The organism is Serratia sp. KH_031 (assembly GCF_057839655.1).
Window position 1 is genome coordinate 110,395 of record NZ_CM174496.1, and the last position, 23,718, is coordinate 134,112.

The following is a 23,718-nucleotide window of genomic DNA, read 5'->3' on the forward strand; positions in this document are numbered from 1 at the left end:
TTTTTATCATTGCTATAGTTAATTAACCGTAGCCTATTTCTTGTGGCGGCAGGATGAATAACCCATTACCCGATTTTAATGCCGTAGTTTCAGCAGAAAGTCAGGACGATTTGCTGGCGCTGAGTCAGGCTTTTTCTTTACCAAAATTAAACTATATCGATATTTCACGACAGGAACGGTTAGCGCAAATGATGACGCGCTGGCCGTTGTTGGGTGAGCTGGCAAATAAAACGGGGAGTCAATAACTTATGCCGGTGATTGCATTGCAGGGTGTGCGTGGGGGTGTTGGTACGACGTCGGTGACGGCGGCGCTCGCTTGGGCATTGCAACAATTAGGTGAATCGGTATTGGTGATCGACTTTTCGCCAGATAACCTGCTACGTCTACATTTCAACACGCCTTTCGAATTGGAACGCGGTTGGGCACGTGCCGAGCAAGATGATTCCCACTGGCAACAGGGCGCGCTGCGCTATAGCGAAAAGCTAGATTTTCTTCCTTTTGGCCGTGTAAACAGCATGGAACGGCTGGATGTACAACAAAAATACCAACAGAACCCACATGAGTGGCAAGACAAACTGGCGCAGTTGCAAGCTAGTGGGCAGCACCGCTGGTTTTTGTTGGATATTCCCGCCAATGATGATGGGTTAACACGACAAGCGCTGGCACTGGCCGATAGCGTTTTCCTGTTACTGAATCCCGATGCTAATTGCCACACGCGGCTGCATCAACAAGCGTTACCCACGCCATGTTATTTCTTGGTCAATCATTATTCTGCCGCCAGTCAGTTACAGCAGGATATACACCAATTGTGGCTGCAAACCTTGAACAGCTTATTGCCGATAGTGATCCACCGCGACGAAGCGATGGCTGAAGCTTTGGCGGCAAAACAGCCATTAGGGGAATATCGGCCAGAAAGTTTGGCCGCCGACGAAGTATTGACGCTGGCGAACTGGTGTCTGATCAACCTTGCGGGTAAGCGATGAGTCAGGTTGCCAACCTGTTGTTGATGCCGCCGGTCGCACAGGCGGTGCAGACACGTTATCGCTATTATCGCCAGAATGGTTCTTCTGCATTCACGGCGTTTTTCGCCACGCTGTTGGTGGCGTTCGCGTGGTTATTCTTGCGTTTGGAATCCCCCAGTTGGCAACGGTTGCGCGCTAGCCGTGTGTATTGGTTTCCGCATATTTCCCCGGAACGACCACGGTTAGCCGATCTGCTGCGTTACTTACTGCAAGGGGCGTGGTTGTTGGCGATCCGCCACGATCGAACGCCGCCGGAACGACGTTATCTGTCCGGATTGCAGCGTTGGAAGCAACATTACGTCAACTGGATGAAACAGCTACCACAGCGGTTGGAAAGCGCCGGCGTGGAACAACGCTCGGTGCAACGCCTGAGCCGCATGAATCAACGTTTGCGGCGCGTGTCGTTTATCGTCGTCGGTGTACTGATGGCGTTACTGGCACTGCTGTGTATTTCACAGCCGTTTGATTTGGCGGCGCAATTTGTCTTTGTGCTGTTGCTGTGGGGTATTGCGATGGTGGTGCGCCGGGTGCCGGGGCGTTTACCGGCCTTGATGCTGATTGTGCTGTCGCTGACCGTTTCCTGCCGCTATTTGTGGTGGCGCTACACCGCTACACTGAATTGGGATGATCCGGTCAGTCTGGTGTGTGGTTTGTTGCTGTTGGCGGCGGAAACCTACGCTTGGGTGGTACTGGTATTGGGCTACTTCCAGACCGTTTGGCCGTTGAATCGGCAACCGGTGCCGATGCCTGCGGATAGCAACACTTGGCCAACCATCGATCTGCTGGTGCCCACTTACAACGAAGATTTAGGTGTGGTGAAACCGACCATTTATGCGGCGCTGGGGATCGACTGGCCGAAAGATAAGGTCAATATCTATATTCTTGATGACGGTGGTCGTGCTGAGTTTAAAGCCTTTGCCGAAGAGGTTGGGGTGAAATATATCGCCCGAACCACTCACGAACACGCCAAGGCCGGGAATATCAACAACGCGTTAAAACAGGCAACCGGCGAATTCGTGGCGATTTTCGACTGCGACCACGTGCCGACGCGTTCGTTCTTGCAACTGACGATGGGCTGGTTCTTCAAAGATAAAAAGCTGGCGATGCTGCAAACGCCGCACCATTTCTTCTCACCAGACCCGTTTGAGCGCAACTTGGGGCGCTTTCGCCAGACACCGAACGAAGGCACTTTGTTCTACGGTTTGGTGCAGGACGGTAACGACATGTGGGACGCGACGTTCTTCTGCGGCTCCTGCGCTATTTTACGCCGCAGCGCATTGGATGAGATCGGTGGTATTGCGGTAGAAACCGTCACCGAAGATGCTCATACCTCGCTGCGCTTGCACCGCCGTGGACACACTTCGGCTTATATTCGTATTCCGCAGGCGGCGGGCTTGGCAACGGAAAGTCTGTCGGCTCACATTGGCCAGCGTATCCGTTGGGCGCGCGGTATGGTGCAGATCTTCCGCTTAGATAACCCGTTGTTTGGTAAAGGACTCAAGCTGGCACAGCGCCTGTGTTACGCCAATGCCATGCTGCACTTCTTGTCTGGCATTCCGCGCTTAATCTTCCTGACGGCGCCGTTGGCATTTTTGCTGCTGCACGCCTATATCATCTTTGCTCCGGCCTTAGCGATCGCGCTCTACGTGTTGCCGCATATGATCCACGCCAGTCTGACTAACTCACGCATTCAGGGTAAATATCGCCATTCGTTCTGGAGTGAAATCTACGAAACGGTGTTGGCGTGGTATATCGCTCGCCCGACCACGGTGGCGCTGTTCAATCCGCATAAAGGCAAATTCAACGTCACTGCCAAAGGTGGCTTGGTAGAAGAGCAGCATGTCGATTGGGTGATCACCCGTCCTTACATGTTCTTGGTGGTACTGAATCTGGCGGGGCTGTGCTTTGGGCTTTGGCGCATGTTCTACGGCCCGACAGACGAAGTGGCGACGGTGATTATCAGCTTGGTGTGGGTGCTGTACAACATGACCATTCTCGGTGGTGCGGTGGCGGTAGCGGTGGAAGCCAAGCAGGTGCGTCAGTCGCACCGGGTGGAGATTGCCATGCCGGGGGTGATTGCCCGTGCCGATGGGCATTTGTTCCCTTGTACGCTGCGTGATTACTCCGATGGTGGCGTGGGGATCGAAATGCGTGTGCCAGACCCACTGAAAGATGGCGATAAAGTGCAACTGCTGCTCAAACGCGGGCAGCAAGAATACAGTTTCCCTTGTGTGGTAACGCGCGCCTTCGGTAGCAAAGTCGGGATGCGTATGGTCGATCTCTCCACTCAACAACATATTGATTTTATTCAGTGTACCTTTGCTCGCGCCGACACTTGGGCGTTGTGGCAGGACGGGTTCCCTGAAGATAAACCGATCGAAAGTCTGCGCGATGTACTGGTGCTGGGCTTCCACGGCTATATGCGCATGACGGATTACGCCCCTCCGGTCATTCGCAGCATTCTTGTCGGTTTCACCACTTTGCTGGCGTGGATAGTTTCCTTTATCCCACGCAGCGTAGGGCGTAACCCGGCGTTTGGTACCGATAATTAGTTACCCGGCAAACCGGCTACAACATTGATGATGATACGATGATGAAAAAAATAACCTGGTTTACCGCTTTAGTTTTGGGTATCAGCACCTTATCTCACGCTGAAACCGCGCCTGCGCCAGCACCGACGGTGACGGCAGAACCTAATGAGCCGATCACCGTGCCGGTCAACCCGGCGGTGCCGCAAGATCCTAATGCGCCGATCCGTGACGTGCAGTTACGCTTTGGGCAAATTGCCCCACCACCGGGTTCGTTTACCCTGCGTGGTACGCGCCCAGACGGTCAGGTGGAGTTCGGTGTACGTAGCGATGAAGTGGTGTCGCAGGCGTTGTTGGATTTGGAGTTCACCCCATCACCGGCGCTGATCCCGGTGGAATCGCACGTCAAAATCTATCTGAATGACGAACTGATGGGCGTTACCACCATTGCCAAAGAGCAGTTGGGTAAAACCAATCGTATCCAAATGGCGATCGATCCGCGCTATATCAGCGATTTTAACCGCATAAAACTGATATTTGTCGGTCATTACCAGAATATCTGTGAGAATCCGGCCAGTACTTCGCTGTGGCTGGATGTCAGCAAGTCCAGCTCGTTAAACCTGCGTTACCAGACTTTGCCGCTGAAAAACGATCTCTCGCATTTCCCGGAGCCGTTCTTCGACTCACGTGATAACCGCCCGCTGACTCTGCCGATGGTGTTTGCTGGGCAGCCGGATCTGGATCAGCAACGTGCTGCAGGCATTTTGGCCTCATGGTTTGGTAGCAAGGCACAGTGGCGCGGTCAGTCATTCCCAACCTTATTCAATAAGTTGCCCGATCGTCACGCTGTCGTGTTCGCCACCAATAAGCAACGGCCAGACTTCCTGAAAGATTATCCGGCGGTGAACGGCCCGACGGTGGAGATGATCAGCCATCCTGATAATCCTTACGTCAAACTGCTGTTGGTTCAGGGGCGTGATGACAACGATTTGATCACCGCGGTTAAAGGCATCGCTCAGGGCAATATCCTGTTCCGTGGGCAGAATGTAACGGTCGATAAGGTCGAACAACTGGCACCGCGCCAACCTTATGATGCGCCGAACTGGGTACGTACCGATCGAGCGATGAAGTTCTCCGAATTGCAGCAATATGAGCAGCAATTACAGACCAGCGGCGTCGAACCGAGCCCGATCTCACTGACGCTAAATCTGCCGCCGGATCTGTATTTGATCCGCAGTGCCGGCATTGATATGAAGTTGAAGTATCGCTACACCTCGCCGCGTATTCAGGATGGTTCGCGCCTGAGTGTCAGCCTGAACAATCAGTTTTTGCAGGATTATGCGTTGCTACCAGAGCATGAACGCGATAGCCAGTTACTGCGCCTGCCGTTAGTGCAAGGCTTGTTGGATGCGGATAAACACGTCAACGTCCCGGCGCTGCGTTTAGGTGCAACCAACCAACTACGTTTCGATTTCGACTACACCACGCTGTTAGCCAGTGGTGCGGAAGGCCGCTGCGAAACCTATTCTTTAACCCAGAACCATGCGGTGATCGACGGTAATTCCACCATCGATTTTTCGGGTTATCGTCATTTTATGGCGATGCCAGATCTGCGTGCCTTCGCCAACGCCGGCTTCCCGTTCAGCCGCTTAGCCGATTTGTCGCAAACGCTGGTGCTAGTGAACAAACAGCCGCAACCGGCGCAGGTGAGCGCGTTGTTGGATGCGTTGGGCAGCATTGGTGCTAACACTGGCTACCCGGCGCTGGCGGTGAAAATGAGTGACGACTGGGCGCAGGCGGAGAAACAAGACGCCGATATTCTGCTGATTGGCACCATTCCGGCGGAGCTGCGCGATGACAAGAAAATCAACCTGTTGGTGGATGCGACTCAGAGCTGGGTGAAACAGCCAGTGCGCCAAATCCCATTACCCAACAAAGAAGTACAGCAGGATGATGCCAACCCGGATAGCCAGACCACCATCAGTTCTGAAGGCGCGATGGCGGCGATCGTCGGCGTGCAGTCACCGTTCGACGATCAGCGCAGCATCGTGGCGCTACTGGCCGATAGCCCGCGTGGTTATCAGTTGCTGAACAACGCGCTGCTAGACAGCGGCAAACGGGCGGCGATGTATGGCTCGGTGGCGGTGATCCGTGAGTCGGGGGTGAACAGTCTGCGCGTCGGGGATATTTACTACGTCGGTCACTTGCCGTGGTGGGAGCGCGTTTGGCATGAGTTGTCGACCCATCCGGTGCTGCTGGCTATTATCGCGGTGATCGTGGTGGTGGTGCTGGCAATGATGCTGTGGCGTGGCCTGAAAGCCTTTAGTCGCCGTCGTTTATCGCCTGAAGATAGAGACTAACGCCATGCGTTGGTTATTGCCTGCTCTGCTGCTGTTATCGAGTTTCTCTGCGCTGGCGGCTTGTGAGTGGCCAGCGTGGCAGCAGTACAAGCAGTTTTACATCAGCGAACAGGGGCGAGTGATTGATCCCAGTAGCCCGAACAAAATCACCACCTCCGAAGGGCAGAGCTACGGCATGTTCTTCGCGCTGGTGGCGGACGATCGCGCCACTTTCGATCTGTTATTGAATTGGACGGAAAACAATCTGTCGGCGGGCGATCTCAGCGCACGTTTACCGGCTTGGTTGTGGGGCGAGGACGATAAAAAACAGTGGCGAGTGCTGGATAGTAACTCCGCCTCCGATTCTGACTTGTGGATCGCCTATAACCTGTTGGAAGCCGGTCGTCTGTGGCAAAGCCGTCGTTATCAGACCTTGGGCACCTTGTTATTACAGCGTATTGCGCGTGAAGAGGTTGCCGAGCTGCCCGGTTTGGGGCTGATGCTGCTACCGGGCAAAGTGGGTTTTGTCGATGGCGATCGCTGGCGCTTGAACCCGAGCTATTTGCCGCCGCAGTTGTTGGCGCGTTTTGCTTCCTTGAACGGACCGTGGAAAGCCATGCAGGCGGCGAATCAGCGTCTGTGGCTGGAAACTGCACCGCACGGTTTCTCTCCCGATTGGGTGGTGTGGCAAAAAGGCAACGGCTGGCGGCCGGATACGGTAAAACCTAACGTCGGCAGTTACGACGCAATCCGCGTTTATCTGTGGGTGGCGATGCTAGCAGCGGACTCCCCAGAACGGGCGGCATTGGTGAAGCAGTTTCAGCCGATGGTTAATTTGACGGTGCAAAATGGTGTGCCGCCGGAAAAAACCGACGCTGCCAGCGGCAAAACTACCGGTAATGGCCCAGTAGGATTCTCTGCGGCGATGTTGCCATTGCTGGCCGAAATGCCGGAGGCGTTGGCCGTACAGCGCCAGCGTATCAAAAATAACCCACCGGGCGACGATGCCTATTTCAGTTTCTCGCTGATGCTGTTCGGCCAAGGATGGGATCAACAACGTTATCGTTTTAATCGGCAGGGTGAATTGCAACCTGCCTGGGGCAGCCAATGCACAACTTCAAAATAAACTGGCTAAGCCTGTTACCGTTAAGTTTGGCGATGTTGCCCACAGCGCAAGGAGCAGAAACCGTCGCGCCAGAGCAATGGTTGCTGGAACAAGTGCGCGTGGGCGAGGCCAGCAATAAAGAAGAATTGGTGCGTCAGTCGCTGTATCGGCTAGAAATGATGGACCCGAATAACCCTGATGTGATTACCGCGCGCATGCGTTTGGCTCTGCGGCAGGGGAATCAGGCGTTGGCACAGCAGCAGTTGGATAAACTAAAAGGTATCGCACCGCAGTCTACGGTTTATCGTCAGGCCGAAATGAACATGATGCTGACCCAACCCGCGATGCGTCAGAAGTTACAGCAAGCGCGGTTAATGGCGACCGCCGGACGTTTGCCTGAAGCTAAGGCGCAGTACGACGAATTATTCCACGGTAATCCTCCGACGCTCGATCTGTCCGTGGAATATTGGCGGCTGGTGGCGCGTCTGCCTGGGCAAGAGCCTAACGCTATCAAACAGTTACAAGCGCTTGATAACCAATATCCCGGTAATGTGCCGTTGCGTATGGTGCTGGTGCGATTGCTGTTTAGTCAGGATCGTGATGCACAAGCTTATGAATACTTACAGAAAGTGGCTGCTGACCCGGCGGGGCGCGGTGCAGCTGCCGATCTGTGGTTGGAAAAAGTTAAAGCCATGCCGGTCAGCCCAGCCAGCGTCACAGCGCTTAACCGCTTCCTCGGCGTATTCGATATCGGCGATCAGGCAACCAGCGCTAAGCAAGAACTGGCAAGGCAACAAACTCTGCTGGCAGATCCGGCTTATCAGGCGCGGATACGTGGATTGGCGCAGGTAGATAAAGGCGGTAGCCGTAACGCGATCCCAGAATTGAAAAAAGCACTGGTGGCCTCGCCTAATGATGCCGAAGTGCTGGGTGCGTTGGGATTAGCCTATTCACGGGCTGGCAATCGTCAGCAGGCGCTTGAGTGGTTCCGCAAGGCGCAGCAGGCCGATCAAGATGGTTATAACAGCGGCAAATGGCAGAGTCTCATCAAGAGCACCCGCTATTGGTTGGCGCTCGATCAGGGCGACAACGCGTTGAAGGCCAATAATTTGCCACTGGCAGAACAACAATATCAGCAGGCACGGCGGCTCGATAATAGCGACAGCAGTGCCTTGATTGGCTTGGGCGATGTGGCGGTGACACGGAAAAATGACGCTGCGGCGGAAGGTTATTATCGTCAGGCTCTACGACTCGAGCCGAATAATGGCAGTGCGGTACGTGGGTTAGTGAATATTTACCAACGCCAGTCACCGGAAAAAGCACTGGCCTATCTGAGCAGCCTACCGCGTGGTCAGCAGAATAAAATGCGCAGTACGCTCGCCAGTCTGCAATTGGATAGGCTGAAACAGCAGGCCGAAAAATTGGCGGAGCAGCAGCAATGGCATCAGGCAGTCGAAACTTATCGCCGTGCCCAGCAGATGGAGCCGGATGATGTTTGGCTGACCTACCATTATGCGCAAACGCTGCGTCAAGCCGGGCAACCGCAGCAGGCGGATGCGGTATTTCGTCAGTTGGCGCAGCGGCAGCGCAACAATCCGCAGCAAGTTTATGCCTATGCGCTGTATCTGTCCGCGAGCGATCGTGATTCGCAGGCACTAACGCATTTAGCCACGCTGCCGACGACGCAATGGAACGACAATATGCGCGAGCTGGCACAGCGGTTGAAACTTCAGGCGACCTTAGATCACGCCGAACAACTGCGTGCCGCGGGTGATGAAGCGAGAGCCATTGCCTATTTGCGGCAACAACCGCCGAATACCCGCATTGATCTGACTCTGGCGGATTGGGCACTGGCGCGGGGTGATTATGCCGTCGCGTTGGCTGATTATCAGCGGGTGAAAACCCGTGAACCGAATAACCCCGATGCTCGCTTGGGCGAGATCGAAGCTTATGTGGCGCAGGGCGAGTTGGATAAAGCGCGTCAGCAATTGCAAACCACGCCGGAACAGGCTGATGAATCGATCAACAGCCAGCGGCGGGTGGCAAATGCTTGGAGTGCGGTCGGTGAGCCCAATAAGGCGCTCGGTATTTTTGACCAGTTGAAAACCGCGGCCCAGCAGCAACCGCCGGGGCAGGGCAAAGCGTTGATTTACCGTGACGCAGCCCGTTTGGAGAGCGAGCAACGCCTGCCGGAACAGGCAAAACAAGATTATCAGCAGGCGATGGTGGCCAGTGGCATCACGCCAAGCGTGCCACAGGATAACGACAGCTACACGTTACTGACCCGCAATAATGCCACCGACGATTGGTTGAAACGCGGGATTCGTTCCGATGCGGCGGATTTATACCGTCAGCAGGACGTCAACGTCACGCTAGATCATGACTATTGGGGCTCCAGCGGCACGGGCGGTATTTCCGACTACCAAGCTCACGACACTATGTTGCAGGTGGATATGCCGCTGTACGATGGCCGAGCCTTTTTCCGCACCGATACGGTGGAATTGAATGCGGGAACCTTCTCCACCAACGGTGGCAAATACGATGAAACCTTTGGCACCTGTAACAGCGTGGGCTGTCGCGGTGATGAGAGCCAGAAAACCAACGGCACCAGCGTGGCGGTGGGCTGGAAGAATGATCGCTGGGCGGCGGATATTGGTACCACACCGATGGGCTTCGAGGTGGTCGATTGGGTGGGTGGATTGGCTTATAGCGGCGACTGGCAGCATATCGGTTGGACGTTAGCGGCTTCACGGCGACCGATTGCCAGCTCGTTACTGGCTTATGGCGGCACCAAAGATCCTAATACCGGCATCACCTGGGGCGGTGTGCGAGCGACGGGGATGAGCTTGAGCGCCAGTTACGATCGTGGCGAAGCGCACGGCGTCTGGGCCGATCTCAGTGCCCATATGTTAACTGGGCAAAACGTCGAAGATAACCAGCGTGAACGTTTCATGGCCGGTTATTACTACAAACTGATTAATGAAGATAACCGCCGCGCCACCATTGGTCTGAACACCATGCTGTGGCACTACCAAAAAGACCTAAGTGGGTACTCACTGGGGCAGGGCGGCTATTACAGCCCGCAGCAATATATGTCGTTGGCGGTGCCCGTCAATTATCGTCAACGTACTGAAAATTGGTCATTTGAGGTGGGCGGCTCGGTATCGGTTTCTCATGCTAAAACCAGTAGCCAGAAGCGCTATCCGTTGCAGGGGATGATCCCAGATTCGTTGCCAGACAAATATGCGGTGGAGGAAGGCAGTTCTTCTTCTGGTGTCGGTTATACCCTACGAGCCATTATTGAACGTCGATTGAGTTCGCATTGGACGTTGGGTGCGGGCATCGATATTCAGCAGGCCAAAGATTACACCCCGAGCCACGCTTTGGTTTATCTGCGCTATTCGTTGGCCGGTTGGCAGGGTGATTTGGATCTGCCGCCACAGCCGCTGACCCCCTACGCAGATTTTAAGTAACGGTTAAAGATTGGGATTCCTAGTGTTTTACATAGGGTAGTTTTGCTACCCTGCCTTAGGAAAAGGCCGAAACCCTCGCTTTTCCTTCTTTTGCCAACGGTATAGCCAGATAAAAGCAGTTAATAATCGAGTATACTCAGACCAGTCCTAGAGGGGAGCAGACTGTTTCGGCTCCCTTTTGTATTTCAGCCGAATTAACGGAGAGTAGGTTTGCGGGTCAGGCGTTCACTAACGATTAAACAGATGGCGACGATTTCCGGTGTGGCACTGGTGACTATCTGCATCTTTATCGTGATCCTGTTATTCCATTTTGTGCAGCAGCGCAGGGATGACTATGCTCGGCAGCTAGAAAGTATCGCCCATTCGGTGCGGCAGCCGCTGGCAGAGGCCGTGTTACGCATGGATGTGCCCGAAACCAAGCAAGTGCTGAGTTCACTATTGCCGATCGGTATTATTACCCGCGCCGATATTGTGTTACCGAACGAGTTTCGGGCATTGCACGTCAACTTCCCGCCGGAGCGTCCGGTTCCTAAGTTTATCGCCAAAGTATTCAATCTGCCGCTGCGTGTTTCGGTACCGCTCTATTCATTGGAGAGAGTGCCTACTAACCCGCAACCGCTGGCCTATCTGGTGTTACAGGCGGATTCTTACCGCATGTATCAGTTTATCCTCAGCACTTTTTCGACCATGTTGTCGACTTACTTGCTGTTGGCGCTGATTTTGTCGATCGCCATTACTTGGTGCATGAATCGTCTGCTGGTCTATCCGTTGCGGGCGATGGTGAAAGAGCTGGAGAACGTGACGCAGGAAAACGCGCCTTATCATCAACTGATGTTGCCGACGCTGCATCAGGATGACGAGCTGGGTTTATTGGTGCGAAATTATAACCGTAATCAGCAAATGCTCGCCAAAGCGCACGCCGATATGGGGCGTTTGAGTACTCGTAATCCGATCACGTCGTTGCCTAATCAGACGTTATTTATCGCGTTACTGGAACAACATATCGCCAGCAGTTTGCGGCCGAATCGCTTTAATCTGTTGGTGATTGGCATTGATACGCTGCACGAAGCCTTAAGCGTATTAAACCTGGCGATGCGCGAAACGTTATTGCAAACGTTGGCCGACAAACTGCGGGCGGCGATTGATAACAACGGGGTTTTGGCGCAGCTAAATAGCACCGAGTTTGCCGTTTTAGCCAAAGGCATTGAACAGCCTTACAACGCAATGCAACTGGCACGACGTATTATGGAGCAAATCAATGCACCGCTAACGTTGCAACATCTCTCGCTGCGGCCAAGTGCCAGCATTGGTATTGCCCATTACCTCAATCAAGGGGAGAGCGCTGAACAACTGTTGCGTAGCGCGACTTCGGCGATGATGTCTGCCCATCGACAAGGTAAAAATCAGATCCTGTTCTTTGAGTCGCAACTGACGGAAAGAACTGAAAAACGTCTGACGCAGGAAAGTGAGATCCTACAAGCTATCGAACAGCGTCAATTTAGGTTATTCCTGCAACCCCAGTGGGATATGCGCACCAATACGGTTTACGCTGCCGAAGCCCTACTGCGTTGGCAGCAACCGGATGGCAGCGTGATATTGCCTGCTGAGGTAATACCATTAGCCGAAGAACTTGGCGTGATTGTGCCGCTAGGTCATTGGGTGCTGGAAGAGTCTTGCCGGATTTTGGCCGACTGGCAGGCACAGGGCGTGACTCTGCCGCTGGCGGTAAATATTTCGGCAGTTCAAATGCAACATGAGGATTTTGTGCCGCATTTGAAAGGCTTGCTGGCTCAGTACCGTATCGAACCGCGCAAACTGTTGCTGGAAATCACAGAGACCGCTCGCATCGACGATTTGGACAACGCGTTGACGTTATTGCGTGAGTTGTACGAGTTGGGGTTCTCCGTCGCACTGGATGATTTTGGCATGGGGTATTCTAATTTGGATTACCTTAACCGTCTGCGTGGTTTGCCTATCGACCTGATTAAAATCGACAAAAGTTTTATCCGCGGGCTGCCGGAAGATGATGCGATGGTACGCATTGTTCGCTCTATCTCTGAAGTGTTGGATTTGCCAGTGCTGGCGGAGGGGGTCGAAACGCCAGAGCAACGTGATTGGTTGTTGCAACATGGAATCTATCGTGCGCAAGGGTTCTTGTTCTCGCGCCCACTGCCGCGTGGCGAGTTTGAAAGCCAATACTGCCAGTCAACCCACTGAGCCGATCATGACGTCCGAAAACCGCCATTCAATCCTACCTATGTTGTGGTAATGAAAGAAATTCTTACGTAACCAACCGAGTTGCACCCGGACTGACGCGTTTCAGCTCTTAAATTCACATCATCATTGACCTGCAGTAGCAACAAGTTATTTCCATGTTGTTATGGGGGTGTTATTTTCCGCGCAAGCGAAGTTATCGGAATTTTTTTAGATGGACGCTTCGCGCGTATCTCCCCCATAGGATGTTCAATTATGAAAATTACAATCTTTAAAAGCCTTTATTTTCAGGTGCTGACAGCGATTACGCTGGGTATCCTGCTTGGCCATTTCTACCCTGACATCGGTGCCCAGATGAAACCACTGGGTGACGGCTTTGTTAAGCTAATTAAAATGATTATCGCACCCGTGATCTTCTGTACCGTCGTTACCGGTATTGCGGGCATGGAGAGCATGAAGGCGGTTGGTCGTACTGGTGCCATCGCGCTGCTGTATTTTGAAATCGTTAGTACCATTGCGCTACTGATTGGTTTGGTGATCGTGAACGTGGTGCAACCTGGCGCGGGTATGAACGTCGATCCGGGTACTTTGGATGCTAAAGCGGTGGCGGTGTATGCCGAGCAAGCCTCGCAACAGGGCATCGTGCCGTTCTTGTTAGACATTATTCCCGGTAGCGTGATTGGGGCCTTCGCTAGCGGCAACATCTTGCAAGTGCTGTTGTTCGCCGTGCTGTTCGGCTTTGCCCTGCATCGCTTGGGTGAAAAAGGTCAGTTGATTTTCAATTTCATCGAAAGTTTCTCCCGGGTGATTTTCGGTATTATCAATATGATCATGCGCTTGGCTCCGCTGGGAGCTTTCGGTGCCATGGCGTTCACCATCGGTAAATATGGTGTGGGTACGCTGTTGCAACTGGGGCAACTGATCGCGTGTTTCTATCTCACCTGTATCTTGTTTGTGGTGGTGGTATTGGGTTCGATTGCTCGCGCCAACGGTTTCAGCATCTTCAAGTTTGTTAAATACATCAAAGAAGAGCTGTTGATCGTGCTTGGGACGTCATCTTCCGAGTCGGTTCTACCGCGTATGCTCGACAAGATGGAAAAACTGGGTTGTAAGAAATCGGTAGTAGGTTTGGTAATACCCACTGGCTACTCGTTCAACCTCGATGGTACCTCTATCTATCTGACCATGGCTGCGGTGTTTATCGCGCAGGCGACCAACACTCAAATGGACGTGATTCATCAGGTGACGTTGTTGGTGGTGCTGCTGTTGTCTTCTAAAGGGGCGGCGGGTGTTACCGGTAGCGGCTTTATCGTGTTGGCGGCCACCATTTCGGCCGTAGGGCATTTGCCGTTGGCCGGCTTGGCGCTGATCCTCGGTATCGACCGCTTTATGTCCGAAGCCCGTGCCTTGACCAATCTGGTGGGTAACGGTGTCGCAACGGTCGTGGTGGCGAAATGGTGTAAGCAGTTGGACGAAAAACAACTGAAAGATGTGCTGAATAACAAGCATTCTGCAGTGACGACAGACAAAACTCTGCCTTCTGCCTGATTCTCCTTTCATCAATCATCGGCTGTTACGGCAGCCGATGTCGTTTTCCCTGCCTCATTTTGATGTTCTTTGTCTTAAAAACGCCCTGATTCAATATTTTTCACTTCGATGAGTGACATCCACAAAAGCATGTGGTCTAACACGGTGGTACACTTTCCACTTTCTGCTCAAGTGTGCAACTTTGGGCATATTTCTTATCATCATTTAGCAGTTGGATTGTTTTAAGCAGGGGTTCACATGCAGGGCACCAGAATTCATCTTATCGTTGGTGGGCTATTGCTGGCCGCAACCAGCAGCAGCGTGCTGGCAGAAACACTACAACCCGACCCAGCCTGGCAGCAGGGCAAATTGGATAACGGATTTGCATGGCAAATTCTTGATACGCCGCAGCGGCCAAGCGATCGCGTCGAATTACGTCTAGTGGTCAACACCGGTTCACTGGTTGAATCCTCTCAACAAATTGGTTTTGCCCATTTGTTGCCGCGCCTTGCGCTTGTACGCAGCGAAAGTTTTACCACGCCACAGTTGCAGTCTTTATGGCAGCAGGGTATCGACACGGAGCGACCATTGCCGCCCGCCGTCAGCTCCTACGATTTCACGATGTATAACCTGAGTTTGCCGAATAACCGTCCTGATATGCTGAAAGAAGCGCTGGCGTGGCTGTCTGATACCACCGGTAAACTGGCTATCGACGAGCAGTCGGTACAAGCGGTGCTGAATTCGAGTGTTGATCCGATCGGCACTTTCCCACCAAATCCGAAAGACACGTGGTGGCGTTACCGCCTGAAGGGCTCGACCCTGTTGGCGCATGATCCCGCTCAGCCGGCGAAGCACCCGGTGAATATCGAACACCTGAAACAGTTTTATCAACAGTGGTATACCCCAGATGCTATGACGCTGTATGTGGTCGGCAAAGTGGATAGCCGCAGCTTGGGTGAACAGATCAACAAAGCTTTCTCGCCATTGACCGGCAAGCGTGAAACGCCTGCGACGGTGCCGACATTAGCACCTTTGTCTCCGCAGCCAGTGAGTTTGATAAGCGATCAGGTGAAGCAGGATACGCTGTCGATCATGTGGGATACGCCTTGGCCACCCATTCGTGACTCACAAAACTTGGGTCGCTACTGGCGCAATGATATTGCCCGCGAGGCGCTGTTCTGGCATATGCAGCAGGCGCTGGAAAAGAGTGGTCAGAAGAACCTGCAATTGGGCTTTGACTGCCGGGTGCAGTACCAACGCGCACAATGTGCCATCCATCTCAATACGCCAGTTGATAACCTGAAGCCGGGTTTGAGCTTTATCGCTCGTGAATTGGCTAGCGTGCGGGATAACGGTTTGTCGAAGGAGGAGTTCGCTGGCCTGCTGGCGCAAAAGAACGACCAACTTAGCAAGCTGTTTACTACTTATGCGCGTACTGATACCGATGTGCTGATGAGCCAGCGTCTACGTTCACAGCAAAGTGGCGTGGTCGATATCGCTCCAGAGCAGTATCAGAAACTGCGTCAGGAATTCTTGTCGACGTTAACTTTGGAAGCATTGAACCAATCGCTGAAACTGCAATTGTCTCAAGAGGCCACTTTGGTATTGTTGCAGCCAAAGGGTGAACAAGAGATGAATATGAAGCAGTTGCAGGAAACATACCAGAGCATTATGTCGCCAGTACCTGCGGTAGTGAACGAAGAGCCGAAACCGGCAGAGGCTACCAGCGCCGCCCCAGCCCCGGAAACCAGCGCACAGTAAATTTGGATTAAGGGGACATTGTCCCCTTAATTATTTGCCAAGCTTGGGGTTATATTAATTCCGATATAACACTTTGATGATGTGATAGCCAAACTGGGTTTTCACTGGGCCATAAGGCTTTAGCAATGGGATGCTGAACACGGCTTTGTCGAAAGCGGCCACCATAGTGCCTTTGTTGAACTCCCCCAAGGAGCCCCCGTTGCGTTTCGATGGGCAACTGGAATATTTACGCGCTAGGGTATCGAAGCTGACGCCACGCTTCAATTTTGCCAGTAACTCATTGGCTAGCTTCTCGTTATCCACCAAAATGTGCAAGGCGCACGCCGTCTTTGCCATGATCTCCCCTTCCGTCATACGATAATTGCGCACAGTATACCGGTTAAATCCTGCGGATGCTTTCTGCTACAATCCTCCTCCCACGTGAAACAGTTGAGCCATAAAACGCCATGCGAATGAATCCTCGCCAACAACAAGCCGTCGAATTTGTTACCGGACCCTGTCTGGTATTGGCGGGTGCCGGTTCCGGCAAAACGCGGGTGATCACCAATAAAATTGCCCACCTGATCCATCAATGCGGCTATCAGGCACGCCATATCGCTGCGGTGACGTTTACCAACAAGGCCGCACGCGAGATGAAAGAGCGGGTGGCGCAAACTATGGGGCGAAAAGAGGCGCGTGGGTTGATGATTTCGACCTTCCATACATTGGGGTTGGATATCATCAAGCGTGAATATGCGGCGCTGGGCATGAAGTCCAACTTCTCATTGTTTGACGATCAAGATCAGTTAGCGTTACTCAAAGAACTGACCGAAAAGTGGCTGGAAGAAGATAAAACGCTGATTGCTCAATTGATTTCAACTATCTCCAATTGGAAGAACGATCTGGTCGATCCGCAACGGGCAGCAGAGTTGGCGCGTTCCGAGCGCGATAAGCTGTTTGCCCACTGTTATGGTTTGTATCACGCCCATATGCGTGCCTGTAACGTGCTGGATTTCGACGATTTAATCCTGTTGCCGACGCTGTTGTTGCAACGCAATGAAGAGGTCAGGGAGCGCTGGCAGAACCGCATTCGTTACCTGTTGGTGGATGAATATCAGGACACCAACACCAGCCAATATGAATTGGTGAAACTGTTGGTGGGTAACCGTGCACGCTTTACCGTGGTGGGGGACGACGATCAGTCGATCTACTCTTGGCGTGGGGCGCGGCCGCAAAACTTGGTGTTGCTGAAAGAAGATTTTCCGGCGTTGCAGGTGATTAAGTTGGAGCAAAACTACCGTTCCAGCGAGCGTATCCTGAAAGCCGCCAATATTTTGATTGCTAACAACCCGCACGTATTCGAAAAACGGCTATTTTCTGAATTGGGTTACGGTGAAGAACTGAAAGTCGTCACCGCCAATAACGAAGACCATGAGGCTGAGCGGGTGGTGGGGGAGTTGATTGCCCATCACTTTGTCAAAAAGACCAATTATGGTGATTATGCCATTTTGTACCGCGGTAACCATCAGTCGCGCGTATTTGAAAAGATGCTGATGCAAAACCGCATCCCGTACAAAATTTCTGGCGGGACATCATTCTTCTCACGCCCTGAAATCAAAGACCTGTTGGCTTATCTACGTGTACTGACTAACCCAGACGATGACAGTGCGTTCTTGCGTATCGTCAATACGCCTAAACGTGAAATTGGTTCAGCGACACTGCAAAAGCTGGGTGAATGGGCAAATCAGCGTAATAAGAGCCTGTTCCGCGCTAGTTTTGATTTGGGGCTGAGCCAGTATTTGACCGGCCGTGGGTTGGAATCATTACAACGTTTCACCCATTGGTTGGATGGCATTGCCCAACTGGCGGAGCGTGAGCCGGTAGCCGCCGTGCGTGATTTGCTCCACGGTGTGGATTACGAAAGCTGGTTGTTCGAAACCTCTCCTAGCCCAAAAGCCGCCGAAATGCGGATGAAAAACGTCAATACGTTGTTCGGCTGGATGACCGAAATGCTGGAAGGTAACGACTTGGATGAAGCGATGACGCTCACCCAAGTGGTCACTCGCTTTACGCTGCGTGACATGATGGAACGTGGGGAAAGCGAAGAAGATGTAGATCAGGTTCAGTTGATGACGCTGCATGCTTCGAAAGGTTTGGAATTCCCTTATGTGTTTCTGGTAGGGATGGAAGAGGGGTTATTGCCGCACCAGAGCAGCATTGACGAGGAAAATGTCGATGAAGAGCGACGTTTGGCCTATGTGGGTATTACTCGCGCCCAAAAAGAGCTGATTTTCACTCTGTGCCGCGAACGTCGCCAATATGGTGAATTGGTGCGCCCTGAGCCGAGCCGCTTCTTACTTGAATTACCGCAGGATGATCTGCTGTGGGAAACCGAGCGCAAAGTGGTGAGTCCACAAGAACGGATGCAGAAAGGGCAGAGTAACGTGGCGAATATTCGGGCGATGTTAGCGAAGGCGAAAGACGGCAAATAGATTCAGGGTGCAATGATCGCCCTGATCTCATCAGGCTTGTTCTTCCAACACCACCGGCCAGTGCACATAACTCTGCCATTGGCTTTCTTGATCCAGAGCTTCGGCACGCAATGGATGCTGCTCTAACCAACCCGCTGGTAAAATCACCGATAACCGATCATCGTGGCTAGCACGTAAACGCACGGCGGGTAGCGTGTCGTCACGGCGACGGCTGGCAAAGATAATGGCTAATCGCAAAATACGACACAAGTGCTGCACCATGCGTGGCGGCAGGGCATTTTGCTGACTAAGTAGCGGTAACTCGATGGTATTGCTCTGGTTTTGTAGCAGGGTTGCCAGTAGTTTTTTCTGTGCTGGGGTAAAACCGGGCATGTCGAGATGGCGAACCAAATAAGCGGCGTGTTGCGGAGCCTGCTTGAAATCGACGCTCAGGCCGATTTCGTGCAGCAGACAGGCGGCATGGAGTAACTCGCGACATCGCGCATCCAATTGCCATTCATGTGCCACTTGTTGTGAGAAATTTGCCGCCAGTTGACTGACGCGTTCGGCCTGTTCGGTATCCAGCAGATAACGGCGTTGCAAATTACGCAAGGTGCGAAGGCGAATGTCATGTTCCACCGGGAGGTGCAACATGCCGTAGACCAATCCTTCACGCAGTGCCCCACCCGCCAACATCATGCTTTCGATGCCCAGTTCTTGGAAAATAGCCAACAGAATCGACAAACCGCTCGGGAACACCAAAGCACGTTCCAGCGTTAACCCTTCAATTTCTAGCTCTTCTAACTTACCGCACTGGATCGCGCGTTGTTTCAGTTGACGCAGTTTGGGCAGAGTGATGCGTTCGTCCATCCCCTGCGCCACCATGATTTCCTGCAACGCTTGCACGGTGCCGGAAGCACCAACGCAAATTTGCCAACTTTGCTGGCGTAACTGGGGAGCGATAGGGCGCACCATTTCACGGGCGGCTTGTTCGGCGCGATCGAAGTTTTCTTGCCCTAGATTGCGATCGCTGAAAAAGCGTTCCAACCAAGTGACACAACCCATCGATAGACTATAAAGCTGGGTGGCTTGTGAACCGTCACCTGTGACGAGCTCGGTGCTACCGCCGCCGATATCGACCACTAAACGTTGATCGGAACCGCCAGTGGTATGGGCAACGCCGTGGTAAATCAGACGGGCTTCTTCTTCACCGCTAATGACCTGAATAGGGCAACCGAGGATTTGCTCTGCGGTTTGCAGAAATTCATTGGCATTGGATGCCAGCCGCAACGTTGCCGTTGCCACCACGCGGATTTGTTCGCGTGGGATGTCCTGCAAACGTTCGGAGAATAACCGCAAACACTGCCAACCGCGTTGCATGGCTTCTACTGACAAATGATTCTGCGGATCCAGACCCGCCGCCAACCGCACTTTGCGTTTAATGCGTGCCAGAGTTTGGATACTGCCAGCCACCTCACGCACCACCAACATATGGAAACTGTTGGAACCCAAATCGATGGCGGCATAGAGGTTGCTGGAACTGAGCATGTGTTTTATCAGCCTGGACGTTTACGGTTGTTACGTGGTGCACCACTGTTACGACGTGGCGCTGAACCCCGACGTGGGCCGTTACCACTGCGTGGACGAGACAGGCGTTTCGGTGCTGGCAAGTCGCTCAACAACGCATCGCTGTTGTATTTGCTCACCGGGATGCTGTGACCGGTATAGGTTTCGATCGCGGGCAGGTTGAGGGCGTACTCTTCACAAGCCAAGCTGATGGAGTGACCGCTTTCACCGGCTCGACCGGTACGACCAATACGGTGCACATAGTCTTCGCAATCGTCAGGCAGATCGTAGTTAAACACGTGGGTGACGGAAGGAATATGCAAGCCACGGGCAGCAACGTCGGTCGCGACCAAAATATCCAAGTCACCTTTGGTAAAGTCTTCCAGAATACGCAGGCGCTTTTTCTGTGCCACGTCACCGGTCAGCAGGCCTACGCGATGACCGTCAGCGGCCAAATGACCCCAAACGTCTTCACAGCGGTGTTTGGTGTTAGCGAAGATAATGCAGCGATCTGGCCATTCTTCTTCGATCAACGTCTGCAACAGGCGCATTTTTTCTTCGTTGGAAGGATAGAACAACTCTTCCTGAATGCGGTGGCCGGTTTTTTGTTCCGGTTCCACTTCGACATATTCGGCGTTGTTCATCTGCTCAAAAGCCAGTTCGCGTACGCGGTACGACAAGGTGGCGGAGAACAGCATGTTCAGACGTTGGCTGGCGACCGGCATACGGCGGAACAACCAGCGGATGTCTTTGATAAAGCCCAGATCGTACATGCGATCGGCTTCGTCGAGAACCACAACCTGGATAGCACCCAGATCGATATAATGCTGTTTGGCGTAATCAATCAAACGACCGGTGGTGCCGATCAGGATATCTACGCCGCTTTCCAGTACTTTCAGCTGTTTATCGTAGCCGTCGCCGCCGTAGGCCAAGCCGAGTTTCAGGCCTGTGGATTGGGACAGGGCTTCTGCATCGGAGTGGATCTGCACCGCCAGTTCGCGTGTAGGTGCCATGATCAGGGCGCGCGGCTGGTTGGTTTGGCGATCCTGTTTCGCCGGATGAGAAAGCAAATAATGGAAAGTAGACGCTAAAAATGCCAGCGTCTTGCCAGTACCGGTTTGCGCCTGACCTGCAACGTCACGCCCTGAGAGCGTGAGCGGCAATGCTAACGCCTGGATAGGCGTGCAATGGTGAAACCCTTTTTTCTCAAGGGCTTCAATGACTAACGGGTGCAGGGCGAAGTCGGAAAACTTCTGTTCGGTCAAGTGTGTTTTGCTCATAGTGTGGTAGAATATCAGCTAACTATTGCTTTACGAAAGCACATCCGTTGAAATAAACACGGTGAGATAAAATCACCTACGTTGGTTAATGCTACACCAACAAGGTAGGCAACAATCCTGTGGAGTAAAACATGAGCGATAAAATTATTCACCTGACAGATGACAGCTTCGATACGGACGTGCTGAAAGCCGAAGGAGCCATCTTGGTTGATTTCTGGGCTGAATGGTGTGGGCCGTGCAAGATGATTGCTCCGATCCTGGATGAGATTGCCGTAGAGTTCGAAGGCAAGTTGACCATCGCCAAGCTGAATATCGACCAGAACCCGGGCACTGCACCTAAGTATGGCATCCGTGGTATCCCTACACTGTTGCTGTTCAAAAATGGTGAAGTGGCGGCGACCAAGGTGGGCGCACTGTCTAAAGGTCAACTCAAAGAGTTCCTTGACGCGAATCTGTAATCAGGCGGGAAGCCTTGTGTGGGCGTCTGGTGTTGGATGTCGTATTTGTTCACACCCAAAGTAGTTGAAGTCGCAACAAGGCGGCAAGGGCGTGAGTCCCCGGAAGCATAGGCAACTATGTGACCGGGGTGAATGCACGTAGTCAACACAGATGCGGCTTCAAATACGAAGGGTGTAGACGCCTGCGAAGAAGCGTGCTAAGTTTAACCACACTGCAAATAGAACTTGTCCGAAGTTTTAAATCTAAAGCGTTTGAATCTATAGTTTTACTCTGTGTTAAACCGTTGAAGTTACCATTAAAGTGAACTCAGCCGGTGTTTGACAATCAAACAGTTTTGCAAAAATCATTTTTAAGGCACCTTCGATCTTATATCGTCAATGCGTGCATCTCATGTAAGCCACTTTTTACTGTGATGATCCAGCAGGTCGGTGATCGAACGTCCAGCAAACAGGCATGTATACCAGCTGCCATACCATTCACGATATATGTTCGAGACATACCCCGAGTTTAAGAACCCACCATTATGAATCTTACCGAATTAAAAAATACGCCGGTTTCTGACCTGATCACTCTCGGCGAAAATATGGGGCTGGAAAACCTAGCCCGCCTGCGTAAGCAGGACATTATCTTCTCCATCCTTAAGCAACATGCGAAAAGCGGAGAAGATATTTTCGGCGACGGTGTGCTGGAAATATTGCAGGATGGATTTGGTTTCCTCCGCTCTGGAGACAGTTCCTACCTCGCCGGCCCCGACGACATCTATGTATCCCCTAGCCAAATCCGCCGTTTCAACCTCCGTACAGGTGACACCATTTCCGGTAAAATCCGTCCGCCAAAAGAAGGCGAGCGTTATTTTGCACTGTTGAAAGTTAACGAAGTCAACTATGACAAACCGGAAAATGCCCGTAACAAGATTCTGTTTGAGAACTTGACGCCACTGCATGCGAACTCTCGCCTGCGTATGGAGCGTGGCAACGGTTCTACCGAAGATTTGACCGCTCGTGTGTTGGACTTGGCCGCTCCGATTGGCCGTGGTCAACGTGGTCTGATCGTCGCACCGCCGAAAGCCGGTAAAACCATGCTGTTGCAGAACATTGCACAAAGCATCGCTTACAACCATCCAGACTGTGTGCTGATGGTGTTGTTGATCGACGAACGTCCGGAAGAAGTAACCGAGATGCAACGTCTGGTGAAAGGAGAAGTGATCGCTTCTACCTTCGATGAGCCCGCTTCTCGCCATGTGCAGGTTGCCGAAATGGTCATCGAAAAAGCCAAACGTCTGGTTGAGCACAAGAAAGACGTGATCATCCTGCTGGACTCCATTACCCGCTTAGCTCGTGCTTACAACACCGTGGTTCCTGCCTCTGGCAAGGTACTGACTGGTGGTGTGGATGCCAACGCCTTGCATCGTCCAAAACGTTTCTTCGGTGCTGCGCGTAATGTGGAAGAGGGCGGTAGCCTGACCATTATTGCAACTGCGCTGGTAGATACCGGTTCGAAAATGGATGAGGTTATTTACGAAGAATTTAAAGGTACAGGCAATATGGAGTTACATTTGGCGCGCAAGATTGCCGAAAAACGTGTATTCCCTGCGATTGATTACAATCGTTCCGGTACTCGTAAAGAAGAATTGCTTACCACGTCGGAAGAACTGCAGAAAATGTGGATCTTGCGTAAAATCATACATCCAATGGGTGAAATTGACGCAATGGAATTCCTCATTAACAAATTGGCGATGAGTAAAACCAATGACGATTTCTTCGATATGATGAAACGCTCATAATTTGAGTAAAAAAAACAAAGAACGCTGCGCCTAGTCGTGGCGTTTTTTGCTTTTGGCGGATACGATAGCAGTAGTAATAAAAACGTGCGTTATTTTTGCGACCTGCTGTGCATTTGCTCTTATCTTCAATATAAATATATTAGTTTTGTGCATTTATTTTGTTGAAATGTGTTTTTGTGTGAATAAGAACGATTCGCTGCTGTCATAGGAA

Annotated in this window: 15 protein-coding genes; 12 read left to right on the forward strand and 3 right to left on the reverse strand. The window is 52.4% G+C overall.

Annotated elements, in window-relative coordinates; all coding sequences use genetic code 11:
• Window positions 1-53: 53 nt before the first annotated feature.
• The 9 genes from bcsR to AC3ISQ_RS00520 all read left to right on the forward strand — a co-directional run bounded on the left by bcsR (window position 54) and on the right by AC3ISQ_RS00520 (window position 15,969).
• Window positions 54-245, forward strand: a complete 192-nt coding sequence (gene bcsR / locus AC3ISQ_RS00480) for a cellulose biosynthesis protein BcsR (RefSeq protein ID WP_489350049.1) — start codon at window positions 54-56, stop codon at window positions 243-245.
• Between the two features lie 3 nt (window positions 246-248).
• Entirely contained in the window at window positions 249-983 is a 735-nt protein-coding gene (gene bcsQ / locus AC3ISQ_RS00485) for a cellulose biosynthesis protein BcsQ (protein ID WP_489350050.1), read from the forward strand.
• Window positions 980-3,574, forward strand: a complete 2,595-nt coding sequence (bcsA, locus tag AC3ISQ_RS00490; protein ID WP_489350051.1) for a UDP-forming cellulose synthase catalytic subunit — start codon at window positions 980-982, stop codon at window positions 3,572-3,574. Before bcsQ ends, bcsA begins: the two co-directional genes overlap by 4 nt.
• A 38-nt stretch (window positions 3,575-3,612) precedes the next feature.
• Entirely contained in the window at window positions 3,613-5,910 is a 2,298-nt protein-coding gene (gene bcsB / locus AC3ISQ_RS00495) for a cellulose biosynthesis cyclic di-GMP-binding regulatory protein BcsB (RefSeq protein ID WP_489350052.1), read from the forward strand.
• Between the two features lie 4 nt (window positions 5,911-5,914).
• Window positions 5,915-7,015 (forward strand): cellulose synthase complex periplasmic endoglucanase BcsZ, encoded by a 1,101-nt coding sequence (gene bcsZ, locus AC3ISQ_RS00500; protein WP_489350053.1) that lies wholly within the window; start codon window positions 5,915-5,917, stop codon window positions 7,013-7,015.
• Entirely contained in the window at window positions 6,997-10,467 is a 3,471-nt protein-coding gene (gene bcsC, locus AC3ISQ_RS00505; protein ID WP_489350054.1) for a cellulose synthase complex outer membrane protein BcsC, read from the forward strand. Before bcsZ ends, bcsC begins: the two co-directional genes overlap by 19 nt.
• Before the next feature lie 210 nt (window positions 10,468-10,677).
• Window positions 10,678-12,684: a biofilm formation regulator HmsP gene (gene hmsP, locus AC3ISQ_RS00510; protein ID WP_489350055.1), complete on the forward strand. Its 2,007-nt coding sequence runs from the start codon at window positions 10,678-10,680 to the stop codon at window positions 12,682-12,684.
• A 252-nt stretch (window positions 12,685-12,936) separates the two neighbouring features.
• A complete protein-coding gene (locus tag AC3ISQ_RS00515) occupies window positions 12,937-14,229 on the forward strand; it encodes a dicarboxylate/amino acid:cation symporter (protein ID WP_489350056.1) in 1,293 nt (430 codons plus the stop codon).
• 237 nt (window positions 14,230-14,466) lie between these two features.
• Window positions 14,467-15,969 (forward strand): M16 family metallopeptidase, encoded by a 1,503-nt coding sequence (locus AC3ISQ_RS00520; RefSeq protein WP_489350057.1) that lies wholly within the window; start codon window positions 14,467-14,469, stop codon window positions 15,967-15,969.
• 54 nt (window positions 15,970-16,023) lie between these two features.
• On the opposite strand, the gene ppiC is transcribed toward AC3ISQ_RS00520, so the two are convergent.
• The gene (ppiC, locus tag AC3ISQ_RS00525; RefSeq protein ID WP_037401326.1) at window positions 16,024-16,305 is read right to left on the reverse strand and encodes a peptidylprolyl isomerase PpiC; all 282 of its coding nucleotides are present in this window, start codon (window positions 16,303-16,305) and stop codon (window positions 16,024-16,026) included.
• 110 nt (window positions 16,306-16,415) lie between these two features.
• On the opposite strand from ppiC, the gene rep reads away from it, so the two are divergent.
• Complete coding sequence (gene rep / locus AC3ISQ_RS00530; RefSeq protein WP_489350058.1) at window positions 16,416-18,440, forward strand: DNA helicase Rep; 2,025 nt, start codon at window positions 16,416-16,418, stop codon at window positions 18,438-18,440.
• A gap of 30 nt (window positions 18,441-18,470) precedes the next feature.
• Here rep and ppx read toward each other — a convergent pair whose 3' ends face one another.
• Window positions 18,471-19,967 carry an exopolyphosphatase gene (ppx, locus tag AC3ISQ_RS00535; protein WP_489350059.1) on the reverse strand — a complete coding sequence of 499 codons (1,497 nt, stop codon included), beginning with the start codon at window positions 19,965-19,967 and terminating at the stop codon, window positions 18,471-18,473.
• A gap of 8 nt (window positions 19,968-19,975) precedes the next feature.
• Window positions 19,976-21,265 (reverse strand): ATP-dependent RNA helicase RhlB, encoded by a 1,290-nt coding sequence (gene rhlB, locus AC3ISQ_RS00540; RefSeq protein WP_489350060.1) that lies wholly within the window; start codon window positions 21,263-21,265, stop codon window positions 19,976-19,978.
• 131 nt (window positions 21,266-21,396) lie between these two features.
• On the opposite strand from rhlB, the gene trxA reads away from it, so the two are divergent.
• A complete protein-coding gene (gene trxA, locus AC3ISQ_RS00545) occupies window positions 21,397-21,723 on the forward strand; it encodes a thioredoxin TrxA (RefSeq protein WP_489350061.1) in 327 nt (108 codons plus the stop codon).
• A 524-nt stretch (window positions 21,724-22,247) separates the two neighbouring features.
• On the forward strand, window positions 22,248-23,507 hold the full coding sequence (rho, locus tag AC3ISQ_RS00550) for a transcription termination factor Rho (protein WP_489350062.1): 1,260 nt from the start codon (window positions 22,248-22,250) through the stop codon (window positions 23,505-23,507).
• Window positions 23,508-23,718: the final 211 nt, after the last annotated feature.

What these genes read in the sequence shown, in the direction of transcription:
- bcsR (WP_489350049.1), top strand. Translation starts at nt 54, where the DNA reads ATGAATAACCCATTACCCGATTTTAATGCCGTAGTTTCAGCAGAAAGT.
- bcsQ (WP_489350050.1), top strand. Translation starts at nt 249, where the DNA reads ATGCCGGTGATTGCATTGCAGGGTGTGCGTGGGGGTGTTGGTACGACG.
- bcsA (WP_489350051.1), top strand. Translation starts at nt 980, where the DNA reads ATGAGTCAGGTTGCCAACCTGTTGTTGATGCCGCCGGTCGCACAGGCG.
- bcsB (WP_489350052.1), top strand. Translation starts at nt 3,613, where the DNA reads ATGATGAAAAAAATAACCTGGTTTACCGCTTTAGTTTTGGGTATCAGC.
- bcsZ (WP_489350053.1), top strand. Translation starts at nt 5,915, where the DNA reads ATGCGTTGGTTATTGCCTGCTCTGCTGCTGTTATCGAGTTTCTCTGCG.
- bcsC (WP_489350054.1), top strand. Translation starts at nt 6,997, where the DNA reads ATGCACAACTTCAAAATAAACTGGCTAAGCCTGTTACCGTTAAGTTTG.
- AC3ISQ_RS00515 (WP_489350056.1), top strand. Translation starts at nt 12,937, where the DNA reads ATGAAAATTACAATCTTTAAAAGCCTTTATTTTCAGGTGCTGACAGCG.
- AC3ISQ_RS00520 (WP_489350057.1), top strand. Translation starts at nt 14,467, where the DNA reads ATGCAGGGCACCAGAATTCATCTTATCGTTGGTGGGCTATTGCTGGCC.
- ppiC (WP_037401326.1), bottom strand. Translation starts at nt 16,305, where the DNA reads ATGGCAAAGACGGCGTGCGCCTTGCACATTTTGGTGGATAACGAGAAG.
- rep (WP_489350058.1), top strand. Translation starts at nt 16,416, where the DNA reads ATGCGAATGAATCCTCGCCAACAACAAGCCGTCGAATTTGTTACCGGA.
- ppx (WP_489350059.1), bottom strand. Translation starts at nt 19,967, where the DNA reads ATGCTCAGTTCCAGCAACCTCTATGCCGCCATCGATTTGGGTTCCAAC.
- rhlB (WP_489350060.1), bottom strand. Translation starts at nt 21,265, where the DNA reads ATGAGCAAAACACACTTGACCGAACAGAAGTTTTCCGACTTCGCCCTG.
- trxA (WP_489350061.1), top strand. Translation starts at nt 21,397, where the DNA reads ATGAGCGATAAAATTATTCACCTGACAGATGACAGCTTCGATACGGAC.
- rho (WP_489350062.1), top strand. Translation starts at nt 22,248, where the DNA reads ATGAATCTTACCGAATTAAAAAATACGCCGGTTTCTGACCTGATCACT.